Origin of the sequence: Gordonia sp. SCSIO 19800, assembly GCF_018132775.1 — a bacterium.
Lineage (GTDB): Bacteria > Actinomycetota > Actinomycetes > Mycobacteriales > Mycobacteriaceae > Gordonia > Gordonia hongkongensis.
This window is the reverse complement of the sequence record NZ_JAGRQM010000004.1, coordinates 256,819-269,930: the sequence shown is the minus strand read 5'-3', so window position 1 is coordinate 269,930 and position 13,112 is coordinate 256,819. Positions and strand designations below refer to the sequence as shown.

13 protein-coding genes are annotated in these 13,112 nt (G+C 68.6%); 2 read left to right on the top strand and 11 right to left on the bottom strand.

The window, feature by feature from the left end; genetic code table 11:
• Positions 1-65 precede the first annotated feature (65 nt).
• The 3 genes from topA to KB201_RS07040 all read right to left on the bottom strand — a co-directional run bounded on the left by topA (position 66) and on the right by KB201_RS07040 (position 4,296).
• Entirely contained in the window at positions 66-3,149 is a 3,084-nt protein-coding gene (topA, locus tag KB201_RS07050) for a type I DNA topoisomerase (RefSeq protein ID WP_211538706.1), read from the bottom strand.
• Positions 3,150-3,334: 185 nt separating this feature from the next.
• On the bottom strand, positions 3,335-3,919 hold the full coding sequence (locus KB201_RS07045; protein ID WP_065630531.1) for a hypothetical protein: 585 nt from the start codon (positions 3,917-3,919) through the stop codon (positions 3,335-3,337).
• Positions 3,920-4,092: 173 nt separating this feature from the next.
• Complete coding sequence (locus KB201_RS07040; protein WP_004022110.1) at positions 4,093-4,296, bottom strand: cold-shock protein; 204 nt, start codon at positions 4,294-4,296, stop codon at positions 4,093-4,095.
• A gap of 337 nt (positions 4,297-4,633) precedes the next feature.
• Here KB201_RS07040 and KB201_RS07035 point away from each other — a divergent pair, with 337 nt between their 5' ends.
• Together KB201_RS07035 and KB201_RS07030 are read left to right on the top strand one after the other, a co-directional pair.
• Entirely contained in the window at positions 4,634-6,961 is a 2,328-nt protein-coding gene (locus KB201_RS07035) for a DEAD/DEAH box helicase (RefSeq protein WP_211538705.1), read from the top strand.
• Positions 6,954-7,505, top strand: a complete 552-nt coding sequence (locus KB201_RS07030; RefSeq protein WP_211538704.1) for a hypothetical protein — start codon at positions 6,954-6,956, stop codon at positions 7,503-7,505. The genes KB201_RS07035 and KB201_RS07030 overlap by 8 nt, the downstream gene beginning before the upstream one ends.
• A gap of 17 nt (positions 7,506-7,522) precedes the next feature.
• Here the strand turns inward: KB201_RS07030 and KB201_RS07025 are convergent, their stop codons facing one another.
• The 8 genes from KB201_RS07025 to ssd all read right to left on the bottom strand — a co-directional run bounded on the left by KB201_RS07025 (position 7,523) and on the right by ssd (position 12,815).
• Positions 7,523-7,894 carry an Rv3654c family TadE-like protein gene (locus tag KB201_RS07025; RefSeq protein ID WP_211538703.1) on the bottom strand — a complete coding sequence of 124 codons (372 nt, stop codon included), beginning with the start codon at positions 7,892-7,894 and terminating at the stop codon, positions 7,523-7,525.
• Positions 7,891-8,286, bottom strand: coding sequence for a TadE family type IV pilus minor pilin (locus KB201_RS07020; protein ID WP_058251100.1), 396 nt, complete (start codon positions 8,284-8,286; stop codon positions 7,891-7,893). The genes KB201_RS07025 and KB201_RS07020 overlap by 4 nt, the downstream gene beginning before the upstream one ends.
• On the bottom strand, positions 8,286-8,546 hold the full coding sequence (locus tag KB201_RS07015; protein WP_082652892.1) for a DUF4244 domain-containing protein: 261 nt from the start codon (positions 8,544-8,546) through the stop codon (positions 8,286-8,288). Before KB201_RS07015 ends, KB201_RS07020 begins: the two co-directional genes overlap by 1 nt.
• A 127-nt stretch (positions 8,547-8,673) precedes the next feature.
• Positions 8,674-9,048, bottom strand: coding sequence for a VOC family protein (locus KB201_RS07010; RefSeq protein WP_058251153.1), 375 nt, complete (start codon positions 9,046-9,048; stop codon positions 8,674-8,676).
• Positions 9,049-9,083: 35 nt separating this feature from the next.
• A complete protein-coding gene (locus KB201_RS07005; protein WP_211538702.1) occupies positions 9,084-9,704 on the bottom strand; it encodes a type II secretion system F family protein in 621 nt (206 codons plus the stop codon).
• A complete protein-coding gene (locus tag KB201_RS07000) occupies positions 9,701-10,552 on the bottom strand; it encodes a type II secretion system F family protein (protein ID WP_078111774.1) in 852 nt (283 codons plus the stop codon). Before KB201_RS07000 ends, KB201_RS07005 begins: the two co-directional genes overlap by 4 nt.
• The gene (locus tag KB201_RS06995) at positions 10,549-11,757 is read right to left on the bottom strand and encodes a TadA family conjugal transfer-associated ATPase (RefSeq protein ID WP_211538701.1); all 1,209 of its coding nucleotides are present in this window, start codon (positions 11,755-11,757) and stop codon (positions 10,549-10,551) included. The genes KB201_RS07000 and KB201_RS06995 overlap by 4 nt, the downstream gene beginning before the upstream one ends.
• A complete protein-coding gene (gene ssd / locus KB201_RS06990; RefSeq protein ID WP_058251151.1) occupies positions 11,754-12,815 on the bottom strand; it encodes a septum site-determining protein Ssd in 1,062 nt (353 codons plus the stop codon). Before ssd ends, KB201_RS06995 begins: the two co-directional genes overlap by 4 nt.
• Positions 12,816-13,112: the final 297 nt, after the last annotated feature.

Genomic DNA, 13,112 nt, shown 5'->3' with positions numbered 1-13,112 from the left:
CTACCACCCTCCCCTGCCCCTGAGGCGACTCACCTTCGCTTGTCCCCAGCGTTTATTGGGCGCATTTACTCGGCGTCCGGCGTCGCCTTCTTGGCCGCCGTCTTCTTGGCGGTCGACTTCTTGGCTGCGGTCTTCTTCGCCGTCGTCTTCTTGGCTGCGGTCTTCTTCGCCGCCGTCTTCTTGGCCGCTGCCTTCTTGGCGGGGGCCTTCTTCGCCGCCGCCTTCTTCGTGGTCTTCTTCGCAGCCTTCTTGGCCGGGCCACGTGCCCGACGATCGGCGAGCAACTCCATCGCGCGCTCCGGCGTGATCGAGGCGACCTCGTCGCCCTTGCGCAGGCTGGCGTTGGTCTCGCCGTCGGTCACGTACGGTCCGAACCGACCGTCCTTGATGACCATCGGCTTGCCGCTGACCTCGTCGTCCTTGCCGAGCTCACGCAACGGCGGCGCGGCGGCCTGACGACCGCGACGCTTGGGCTCCGAGTAGATCTTCAGCGCCTCGTCGAGGGTGATCTCGAAGAGCTGCTCCTCGGTGCCGAGGGACCGCGAGTCCGAGCCCTTCTTGAGATACGGGCCGTACCGGCCGTTCTGCGCGGTGATCTCGTCGCCCGACTCCGGGTCGACGCCGACGACGCGCGGCAGCGACAGCAGCTTCAGAGCGTCCTCGAGCGTGACCGTCGAGATGTCCATCGTCTTGAACAGCGAGCCCGTACGCGGCTTGGGACCGGCCTTCTTCGCCGCCTTCTTCGCGGTCTTCTTCGCCGCCGGCTTCGTCTTGGTGGCCGTGCCCCCGCCGGGCGAGTCGAGCGGGACGACGTCGCCGTCGGCGGCGTCCGAACCTTCGGTACCGCCCCCCGACCCGCCGTCACGCGGCGTCGGGCCCGCGGGAATGGTTGCGGGCGTGTCCCCGTCGTCGTCATCGTCGTCCGACGGCAGGACCTCGGTCACGTACGGACCGAAACGTCCTTCCTTGGCGACGATCTCGTGACCGGTGGCGGGGTCCGTACCGAGCGAACGCCCCTCTTGCGGTGTCGCGAAGAGCTTTTCGGCGACCGCGAGGGTCAACTCGTCCGGGGTGATGTCAGCGGGCAGGTTGGCGCGCTGCAGATCCTCTTCCGCACCGTCCGCGGCGACATTGCGCTCGAGATACGGCCCGTAACGGCCGACCCGCACGTAGATCGGGCGGCCCTCTTCGTCGTTGAACAGACGGATGGAGTTGACCTGCCGTGCGTCGATCTCCTCGAGATTGACGCCGACGAGCTTCTTCAGACCGCCGTATTGCGCGATTGCCGAGTGGGCGGAACGGGTTTCACCGTCGGCACCCTGGTGATCATCGCCGAAGTAGAACTCCGACAACCACTTCGTGCGGTTCTCGTTACCCGTGGCGATCTGATCGAGGTCGTCTTCGAGGGTCGCGGTGAAGTCGTAGTCGACGAGGCTCTGGAAGTACGCCTCCAGCAGACCGACGACCGCGAATGCGATCCACGACGGCACCAGGGCGTTGCCCTTCTTGACCACGTACCCGCGGTCCTGGATGGTGCCGATGATCGACGCATACGTCGACGGTCGGCCGATCCCGAGTTCCTCGAGCACCTTCACCAGCGACGCCTCGGTGAACCGCGCGGGCGGGTTGGTGGAGTGACCGTCGGCCGTCAGGTCGGTGGCCGTCAGCGACTGCCCCTCGGTGAGCTGCGGCAACCGGTTCTCGGCGTCGTCGGCCTGGCCGCCGCTGAGCTCGTCGACCGTCTCCACGTAGGCCGACAGGAAGCCCGGGAAGGTGATCGTGCGACCTGACGCGGCAAAGGTGCAGCGCTCTCCGGAAGAGGCGGTACCGGCAATACGCAGGCTCAGAGTGGTGCCCTTGGCGTCGGCCATCTGCGACGCGACCGTGCGCTGCCAGATCAGTTCGTACAGGCGGAACTCGTCGGCCTCGAGCTGCCCGGCCACCTGGCCGGGGGTACGGAAGGTCTCACCGGCGGGTCGGATCGCCTCGTGAGCTTCCTGGGCGTTCTTGACCTTGCGGGTGTACTGACGCGGCGTCGGGTGGACGAAGTTGTCGCCGTAGAGCTCGCGGGCCTGGGCGCGGGCGGCGTTGATCGCCGACTCGCTGAGGCTCGTCGAGTCGGTACGCATGTAGGTGATGAAGCCGTTCTCGTACAACCGCTGCGCGATCCGCATCGTGCGGTCGGAGGTGAACCGCAACTTGCGGCCGGCCTCCTGCTGCAGCGTCGAGGTCATGAACGGCGCGTACGGACGGCGCGTGTAGGGCTTCTCCTCGACCGAGGTGACGGTCATCCCCGCGCCTCGCAGGCCGGTGGCCAGACTCTCGGCGCGGTCGGCGTCGAGCACGATGACGCCGTCGGACCTCTTCAGGACACCCGTCGACTCGAAGTCGCGTCCCGTGGCGACCCGGGCTTCGTCGACGTTGACCAGCCGCGCCTTGAAGGTCTGCGGATTGGAGCTGTCCACACTCTCCGCGCTCGCGTCCATCGTCGCGGAGATATCCCAGTACTCGGCCGACACGAACGCCATGCGCTCGCGCTCCCGCTCGACGATGATGCGCGTCGCCACCGACTGCACACGGCCCGCCGACAGCTTCGGCATGACCTTCTTCCACAGCACCGGCGACACCTCGTAGCCGTAGAGGCGGTCGAGGATGCGTCGGGTCTCCTGCGCGTCGACGAGGTCGATGTCGAGGTCACGCGGGTTCTCGGCAGCCGCCCGGATGGCCGGCTCGGTGATCTCGTGGAACACCATGCGCTTGACGGGGATCTTCGGCTTGAGGGTCTCGAGGAGATGCCAGGCGATCGCCTCCCCCTCGCGGTCACCGTCGGTGGCGAGGTAGAGCTCGTCGACGTCCTTCATCAGCGACTTGAGTTCGCTGACGGTCGACTTCTTGTCAGGCGACACCACGTACAGCGGCTCGAAGTTCTCGTCGACGTTCACGCCGAGACGTGCCCAGGACTGCCCCTTGTACTTGGCCGGCACGTCGGCGGCACCGCGCGGGAGGTCGCGGATGTGCCCTCGGGAGGACTCCACCACATAGTTCGCCCCCAGGTACCCGGCGATCTTGCGGGCCTTGGTCGGGGACTCGACGATCACGAGGCGTCGAATACCCCTGTTCGAGCGGGATGCGGTGCTGGTCTCTGCCACCGGGGCGTCCTTCGGTTGACTGGGTGGAGAACGTTCCTGCGTGTCAGTTCAGGTGTGTTCGATGGGTTTGTACCTTATGTATAGCGCCGTTTGCACATCTGAATTCCGTCTCGGACCCGGCGAGGTGACCGATCCGACACCGTTCCGACCCGTTGTAGCAGCTCAACGGCTCGAATGCGGGATGACTAATGCTCGTCGACCGGAGGCCAGTCGGCGACGGCCTCGGCACAGGGCGGGACGCCGACGTACTCGTGCAACCGGGACAGGCGCCGGTGGCCTGCGATCCGCAGGGCCGGGGAATGCCCGCGCGTACCGACGAGGGTTGGTGCGATGCCGACCCGCATCAGCGCCGTGGCGAGTGCCGCGTGCGACTCCGGAGCGTGGGGATCCAATCCGAGCTGGTAGCGGCCGGCATCCGAGTGACCGGCGGCGATCACCCACAGGCGCAGGGCCCGGAAACTCGGAACCCAGCCGGGGGGCATCGCCTTGACCGCTCCCGCGGACCAGGCCGCGTGCAGGGGATCGAGTTCATGGCAGGGCGCGGTCCGGGCCAGCGGCGTGCCCTCGTCCGAGACCGTCGACTCGGCTTCGAGGCCGGCCGCACGCATCTCGACGACGATCTGCTCTGCCCGCCAGCGGTCGGCGACCACGATCGAGACCCGCGTACCGGTTTCGGAGCGGACGGCCTGTCCGTGCGCCGCGAGCAGCCCCGCGAGGTCGGCGTACGCGGGCTGTTCGGTCTCCGCGGAGAAAAACGACAACTGGCCCACGATTCGAGACTAGTGCTGTGTCTCGGAAATAGGTGGGCGGTTCAGGTGGCGCGTTCGCGACGCGCGGAGCGCTGCGGAACGGGAGCCAGACAACAAACCGCTCCCGCCTCGACGAATCGAAACGGGAGCGGTGGTTTGCCCCGACTGCTTGGTGCAGTCACACGCGGGTCTTCTCAGACAGCGCGGACGCCGGTGGCCTGCGGCCCCTTGGTGCCCTGACCGACCTCGAACTCGACCCGCTGGTTCTCCTCGAGGGTGCGGAAACCGGATCCCTGGATCTCGGAATAGTGGACGAACACGTCGTCGGAACCCTCATCAGGCGCGATGAAGCCGAAGCCCTTTTCCGCGTTGAACCACTTCACAGTTCCCTGTGCCATTCTTGCAATCCTTTACATATCAACTGTCGCGACACGATGGGTCATCGTGTCGTGGCCGGTCGACCGCCATACCTCAAAGAGCCCCGCGAAGATCTGCATCGATCCGCCAAACTAACCTCAGTACCACGGCTGCAACATGCTTGTCGCCCACCGGGCGGTGGGTCGCGAAAGCTGCGGCCGGAACCAGTCAATCATGTTCGGCCCCCCAGCGATAGTCACACGAACCAAAGTGAGTCAAAACCTCGTCAAACTTCAGACCAACGACACCAGCCGGTAACATCGACGCAGGTCGGAGACCCGTCGCTGCAACACTATTTCGAAGAGTTCTCACCAGAAGATGCAGTACTCCACATTCGGGACAGGCCTGTTGGCCCGCACCCTCGCGGGGTCCGACGCCGACCCCTCCCCGCTCACCCACCTCTCGGTAATCCCATCGCGCTCACCATCTTTCGACGCCTGGCCGGAGTGGGTGCCGCAGCCCCTGATCGACGCCTACGCCGACAACGGCATCGAGAAGGTGTGGACTCACCAGGCGCGCGCGGCCGACGCCGCATTCCGCGGCAATCATGTGGCTATTTGCACCGGGACCGCATCGGGCAAATCGATGTCGTATCAAATGCCCATTCTCACTTCTTTTCTGAACGAAAAGAATGCGACCGCATTATACCTCGCGCCGACAAAAGCTCTCGGGGCCGACCAGATCCGGGCGGTGTCCTCGATCATCGCCGGGCGACCGGAGTTCGGGCACCTCCAGCCGTGCGCATACGACGGCGACACCGACCCCGAGATCCGGCAGTGGGCGCGCGCCCATTCGCGCTGGATCTTCACCAACCCCGACATGCTGCACATCGGCATCCTGTCCCATCACCACCGATGGCGTCAGTTCTTCCGGCATCTGCGGTTCATCGTCGTCGACGAATGTCACCACTACCGAGGCGTGTTCGGGTCTCACACCGCCCTGGTGATGCGGCGTCTGCTGCGGATCGCGCGGGCCGCCGGTGCCGATCCGGTCGTCATCGGCGCGAGTGCGACGGTCGCCGAACCGGCCGAGGCGCTGGGCCGGTTGATCGGTGAACCGGCCGTCGCGGTGACCGAGGACGCATCTCCCCGCGGGGAGCGGACCGTCGCCCTCTGGGAGCCCGATTTCCTGCCGGTGGTCACCGGCGAGAACGGTGCACCCGTCCGACGCTCGGCCGGCGCTGAATCCGCCCGACTGCTGGCCGATTTCGTGGTGGAAGGTGCTCGTACACTGTGTTTCGCCCGGAGCCGGCGGGGCGTCGAACTGACCGCACTCGGCGCGCGACACCTGTTGTCACAGAGCGCCCCCGAGCTCGAGTCCCGGATCGGCGCGTACCGGGCGGGATACCTGGCCGACGATCGGCGACGTCTGGAGAAGGCCATCTCCGACGGCGAACTGCTGGGCGTGGCCACCACCAATGCGCTCGAACTCGGCGTGGACATCAGCGGACTCGACGCCGTGATCGTCAGCGGGTACCCCGGAACGGTCGCCTCGTTCTGGCAGCAGGCCGGGCGCGCGGGACGCCAGCGCGAGTCCGGCGACTCACTCGTCGTGCTCGTCGCCCGCGACGACCCGCTCGACACCTACCTCGTGCATCATCCGGAGTCACTCCTCGGCAAACCCGTCGAGGCCACGGTCACCGACCCCGCCAACCCGTACATCCTCGGTCCGCACCTGCTGTGCGCCGCCATGGAGAAACCGCTGTCGGACAGCGAGATCGACGCCTGGAACGCCCGCGACGTGGCGCAGGACCTGGCCGCCGACGGCCTGCTGCGCAAACGTAAGTCCGGCTGGTACGTCACGGCCGGAACCGAACCCCACGCCGACGTCGACATCCGCGGCGGCATCGGCGGGCAGGTCCTGATCGTCGACACCACGACGTCGCAGCTGCTCGGTACCGTCGACACCGGCCGGGCCATGTCGACGGTGCACCCCGGCGCCGTCCACATCCACCAGGGCGAGACCTATCTCGTCGACGAGCTCGACCTCGACGACGGTCTCGCGCTGGCGCATCCGGAGGACCCGGACTGGACGACGTCGGCGCGGGAGACGACGGACATCAGCATCACCGCGACGCTCGCGAGCCGGCGATTCGGCCCGCTGACGGTCGCATTCGTGGAGGTCGACGTCACCCATCAGGTCGTCGGTTACCTGCGCACGTTGCGCACCGGAGAGGTGCTCGACGCCGTCGAGCTCGACATGCCCGAGCAGACCCTGAGCACCCGCGCCGTGATGTACACCCTCACAACGGAGGCACTCGCCGACGCCGGTATCGACGAGACCCGGTTGCCCGGTTCGTTGCACGCCGCGGAACACGCGGCCATCGGCCTCCTTCCTCTGGTTGCGACCTGCGACAGGTGGGACATCGGTGGACTCTCGACCGACCTCCACCCGGACACCGGTCTGCCGACGGTCTTCGTCTACGACGGGTACATGGGCGGTGCCGGTTTCGCCGAACGCGGGCATTCGGCGTTCCTGACCTGGATCGACGCCACCCGAGACGCCGTGGCCAGCTGCGGTTGTGAGAGCGGTTGCCCATCCTGCGTGCAGAGTCCCAAATGCGGCAACGGTAACGATCCGCTCGACAAGTATGGCGCAGTAGCCGTCCTGGATCTTCTCCGTCGGGAATACTTGGCCCATGCATGACGAGGCATCCGACCGGGGGACCCACACGTATCGTCAGGTCACCCGACCCTCTCGTGCCTTCTTCCTGCTCGCCCGCCCGACGCAGAACACCGACCAGTTGCCGTCGTCCATCGGCGAGCGCGACGTGTTCTTCTCCGAAGACGAGGCGCTCGACGCCCTGGACCTCCACTACGCCTGGTGCGCGGCCCGTTCCGGAGGTTTCACCGATGTCGTGACCACGGCACAGTGGTATCTGCAGACGGCGATGGTCGGTCCGCGGGTCACCGCCTCCCTCGGTGAGGTCTATCTGGCGTCCACCGATGCCCAGTCCGGCGAAACCTGGGCAGCGGCAGGCGGTTTCCTCACCGAGGGGGAACTCATCCACTGGTCGTCGTTCGTCCGGGCCGCCCGATCGTGGATTCCGCTCAACACCGGGACCGATGCGCTCGAACTCGCCTATCGCGGCGACACCGACGTGCGCTTCCACCAATTGTGGTTCGCGCCCATGCAGTCCATCCGGGTGTATCCCAAGCGGATCTCCGTCGAATCCGACGGTCTCGGGTAGAGCCGCCCTCCGGCACGTCAGTCAACCGGTCCCGCGCGCGCTTGGGCGGTGGCGTCGCTCGTCCCGAAACTCCCGAGCGCCACCGGCACCCGAACCGTCACCACCACATCGTCTCCGGCGGTACGGCACTCCACGAGCTCGGCCCCCGAGCCCTGTCGGCGGCTCAGATCTCGTGCCGCCGCGCACGGATTCGACTCACCCGCGGCATGATCGATCGCCGCGGCCAGAGCGGACAGGTCGGCCGCCGACTGGGCGCGGTGGCGGGCGAGCACCGCTGCCCCGACATAGATCACCATGACGAGAACCGCAGCCAGCGCCGCGATCACGAATGCGCCCAACACCGTTGCGTGACCGTCGTCGTCGGCGATCAGCCCACGACGGCGCGTCATGGCCCCACCCCCGGCGCGAACACCACCTGATCCGCACCTGTCGGCTCCTTGGCCGCGACCGCTCGGGCCGACACCGTGAGACCCGGCAGCATCGCCACACCCGATCGGACCTCGACCACGACGACCCGATCGTCCGCATCCGAGATCGACACGCGCGCACCGTCTCCGACCAGCCGTTGCGCGACCTCGCGCCCCGAAGCATCACCCGCAGCGGACAGGCGAGCCACCTCGCGCGCCGCATCGGTACAGCGGATCTGGGTGGTCACCGCGGCGACCGCACCCACGGCGATGAGCACCATGACGACGATCGCGGCGATCGCGTACGCGGCCTCGACCGTCACCATGCCTGATTCGTCGGCGAGCAGGCGTCGCAGCCACTTTCGGCGGTACATCAACCGACCGAGGTGTTGAGCGCCTTTCCGATGATGCCCGTCAGGGCACTCACGATGTTGTCACCGGTGACCACCGTGTAGAGGATCGCCCCGAACGCCGCCGCGGCGATGGTGCCGATCGCATACTCCGCCGTGGACATGCCTTCCTCGTCGGCCATCAGGCGCGTCATGTGCGCGCCGAGACGTCCGATCACATCGCTTCGATCGTGCGGCGCCGCGGCCTGGGTGGCGTCGTGGGTCCGGAACATGGTGCGTGACATGGTCTCTCCTGGGAGTCGATGGAACCGAGTGAACGGTGTTGCACGTACTTGGACGCAGCGCGTCGCCGTTCGGATCCCTCGGATTTGCCGACCATGCCGTTCCGGCGCAAACCCGGACGATCGCCAGTTACGAGGTCGACCACACCCCGAGTTCGTTGCCGCTGGGATCGGTGAAGTGGAACCTACGACCACCGGGGAAAGCAGAGGGGCCGTTCACGATCTCGCCACCCGCCGCGCGCACCCGCTCCACTGAGGCGTCGAGATCGTCGGAGTAGAGCAGCACCAGCGGACCACCGCGCACGGCTGCGACCTCGCTCGTCGCGAGACCCCCGACCTCGGGCAGGTCCGGGCCGCCTGGATTCGCGATCCCCGCGTATGCGGGACCGTAGTCGTTGAACTGCCAGCCGAACGCAGCAGCGTAGAACGCCTGCGCCGCGGCCGAGTCGGTGACGGTGAGTTCGATGTAGTCGATCGCATGGTGTCGGTGCCCGGAGTCGGTCATGGAGAACATTCTGCGTCGTCGCACCGACAAGCACGTCAGATCGAACCCAGAACCGACGAGGCGAGCCCGACGACGACCGGGACGATCCCGAGACAGATGAACGCGGGCAGGAAGCACAGTCCGAGCGGGCCGCTGATCGCGACACCGGCCCGTTCGGCGGCGGCGAGTGCGTCGTCGTGCGCCCGGCGTCGAACATCATCGGCGAGTTCGGCGAGGCCGCCGGCCAGCGACGAGCCGGCCCGCGCCGACCGGCGCGCCATCGCGGCGAGTGCATCGAGATGGTCGTCCGACGTCTCGCCGTCCGGTCCGTCGAGCAGGGCCGACCATGCCGCGTCCGGATCGGCGCCCAGCTGCAGCAGGTCGGCGACGTGAGCGAGGGGCGCCGCCATCGACGCCGGCGCGCGTTCGGCGACCACCGAGGCCGCGGTCCCCACCGGCAGACCGGCGCGTAGGCACACCGCGAACAGATCGAAGGCCGCCGCGACCGCGAACGGGTCGTCGGCGGTGGGACCGGCACCGAGCCACCGCGGCGTGCGATCGGGCGGCGGCGGATCGGTCACCCGATAGAGCAGCCAGCGCGGCGCGGGCCAGATCCACAGCGCGGCCGCGAGCAGCACCGCCGAACACGCAGTGCCGGTGAGGCCGCCGGCGATCATCGTGCCAGCACCTTGCCGGTGATGCGCTCGGACCAGCCGATCCCCGCGGCGACCAGAGCGCACCCGACCACCAGCAGGATCCCACCCAGGCCACCGCCGAGGAGGACCTGGATCGGACCCGCACCGGTCGCCTGACCCAGGGCGATCCCGAGCAATGGCAGACCGGCGAGGACCGCCGCCGTCGCCCGCGGTCCCGACAGTCCGGCTCGCGTCCGATCCGCGAAGCCACGCCGCGCCTGAAGATCCGAACGCACTGCACCGAGCAGGTCGACCATCGGCAGGCCGCGGTCCTCGGCGATCTGCCAGGCCACGCCGATACGACGCCAGGACGCCTCACCCGAGACCCTGCCCGCCAGGCCGGCCCCGGACACCGGGTCGATCACCGACCCGCCCAGGGCGGCCCGGAACGCCATCGACTCCAACCCGTTCGCGATCTCCGCTCCGGTGGCCGGGTCATGGGGCTCGCGACGACGGAGTTCGGCGACCGCGACCTCGCAGGCCCGGACCGGTGGCGCACCCACCGACAGTTCGGCGATCATCAGCGACAGCCCCAGGAGCAAGTCATCCGACTGGCGGTCGAGGCGCTTCTCGGCCGACCGCCGCCGACGTACCCACAGCACGACCGTCACGACGATCGCGGCTGCGACGGCGGCCGCCAACCCGCCGATCAGGAGCGCCCCGAACGGGACCGTCATCGGGATCAGCACGGCCGGTGCCGATCTCCGGGCGGGGCGGGGTTGTCCGGACACCGTCTGGAGTCGGTGTCTCGCTCGCGGCGCGGCCGACAGCGGCAGCGCGACGCCCACGGCTCCCAGGACCAGCGCGACGGCGACCGGCGTGGACATCATCGTCGGTCCCCCGACACCGGCCCACGCCCGGCGACCAACCGGTCGAAGTGATCGCGCTCCGCCGTGAATCCGCTGTTCCGCAACCAGATCGGCACGATCGTCACGCGTCCGGCGTCGTCGCGCCGGACGACCCCGACCTCGGCGAGTCCGCGGGTCCCGCCCGCGTTGCGCGCCACGCCGAGCACCACCTGCAGTGCGGCACCCAGCTGACTGTGGAGAGCGTCGCGGGCCATGCCTCCGAGGGCGGCGAGGGCCTCCATCCGCGCCGGCACCTCCGACGTCGAGTTCGCGTGGACCGTGCCGGCACTCCCGTCGTGCCCGGTGTTCAGCGCGGTGAGGAGGTCGATGACCTCACCGCCGCGAACCTCTCCGACGATGATCCGGTCGGGTCTCATCCGAAGCGCCTGACGGACCAGGGTCCGCACCGGCACCTCGCCCACGCCTTCGACATTCGACGCGCGCGCGACCAACCTCACCACCTGCGGATGGCGCGGGGCCAGTTCGAGCGCATCTTCGACGCAGACGACCCGCTCGCGCGGATCCATCGCTCCGATCAGTGCGTTGAGCAGGGTCGTCTTGCCGGTCCCCGTACCGCCTATCACCAGGAATGCCAGGCGGTTCCGGAGGATGTCCCCGATGATCGGCACCACCTCGGACGGGATCGCGCCGCTCTCGACGAGGCTCGGCAGATCCTTGGACGCCGAACGCAGGACCCTTAAGGAGATACACGTCCCGTCCGCGGCAAGCGGCGGGATGATCGCGTGCAGCCGCACGGTGTATCCGCGCCGACCGACGTTCGACAACTGCCCGTCGACCCAGGGCTGGGCGTCGTCGAGCCGCCGCCCGGCGCCCAGCGCCAGCCGACCCGCGAGGCGGCGGACCGACGCCTCGTCCGGGAAGCGGATCGTCGTCTGCTCGAGTCCGGATCCGCGGTCGACCCAGACCTCGTCGGGACCGGCGACCAGGATGTCGGCGATGTCGGGTTCGGCGAGGAGTTGCTCGAGCTTGCCCGCCCCGGTCAGCTCGGTCTGCAGGAAGCGGAGGGCGGCGAGCAGGTCGGTGTCACCCAGCACTCCCCCGGCCTCTGCGCGGATCGCGTCGGCGATGACGGCCGGACTCGGGTCGGCCGCGGCGGCGGCCAGTCGCGAGCGCACCCGGTCCAACAGCGCCTCGTCGGCCGGTCCGTCGATTCGCGCCTGGGTCACGACGCACGCTGTCGGTGCTCGGCGACCCTGGCGTGCACGGTGTGCGCCGCGCGTCCGAGCGGACTGCGGCGTCGCAACCGCAACGGACCACCCTCCAGCCGCCCCGCGAGACGGGGCTCCGGCCGATAGGCGGCGAGCAGTGGGAGTCCGATGGCATCGGCCACCTGTTGCGGACGCAACCCGCCGGGCGACGGGCCGCGCACCACCAGCTCGACGGCCACCTCGTCACCGACGACACGGTCGACGATGCGTCGAGCCGCGGCACATCCGCCGACGGTGGGTGTGGTCACCACCACCACGACGTCGGAGGATGCGATCGCGGCGCGCACCACCGGTGCGTCGGACCGGGGCAGGTCGAGCACGACGAGATCACCATGGGTGTGCCCCGCGTCGATGACCGCGGTGACCGCATCGACACTCAACCCGGCGCTCGGCAGGCGTTGTGAGGTCAACACCGCCAGGCCCTCGCCCGCGCTCGGCAGCGCCTGGTGGAGCGCCGTACCGCCGACGACCCCGCCGTCGAGCGAGAGATCCTGCCACCGCAGCCCGCGGCGGCGCTCGATGCCCAGCAGGAGGTCGGCTCCGGCGCCCATGTCGTCGAGGTCGAGCAGCAGCGTGGGCGACTGGGCACCTGCCGACGTCAGCGCGACCGCCGCTGCCAGGGTCGACGCCCCGGCACCACCGTGAGCACCGATGAGCGCCACGACACCCGCGGGTCGGCGTCTGGGCACCCGGCACTCCGTCAGTACCCGGACGAGGCGTCCTTCGTCGGCCGGGAGCGTCGATGAGTCCTCGATACCCAGCTCCATCGCCATCCGCCAGATGTGTGCTCCCGGTTCGGCCGCACTCACCAGTACGAGGCCGGGTCGCCGAGGTGGGCGCACCCGGGCGAGGAGGGCGATCGCGGATGGGTCGGCCGCGACGGCCCGGGCGGTCAACCATTCGCGCCGGCAATCGTCCGCCGGCGCGCTGATCACGTGGTATCCGGCTGCGGCGGCGCACCGTGCGACGTCGTCGTGGAGTTCGGGGTCTACGAGAACCAGGAGTTCATCGGGCATGCGGCCGATCATGCGGCAGGTGCGGCGCTCCGACGGGTGGGGTCCCGGGCAATTGGGGATGGCGGCGAAGGCTGTGGACAAACTCTCGCGACCAGCGGGGTCTCGGGCTACAAAAGACCCCAGACAGAGGACAACCCCGGCCAGGGGGGGAGGAGGCCGGGGTCGTCACGTTTCAGCCCCGGGGGGTCGGGCTGAAACGCACCGGTATGAGAACCGGGTACCGATGACTATACACACGGTTTTGGGTTATTTGCAAGCACAACAATCCCATTCACTAATGTCCGTTCTACTGCGGAG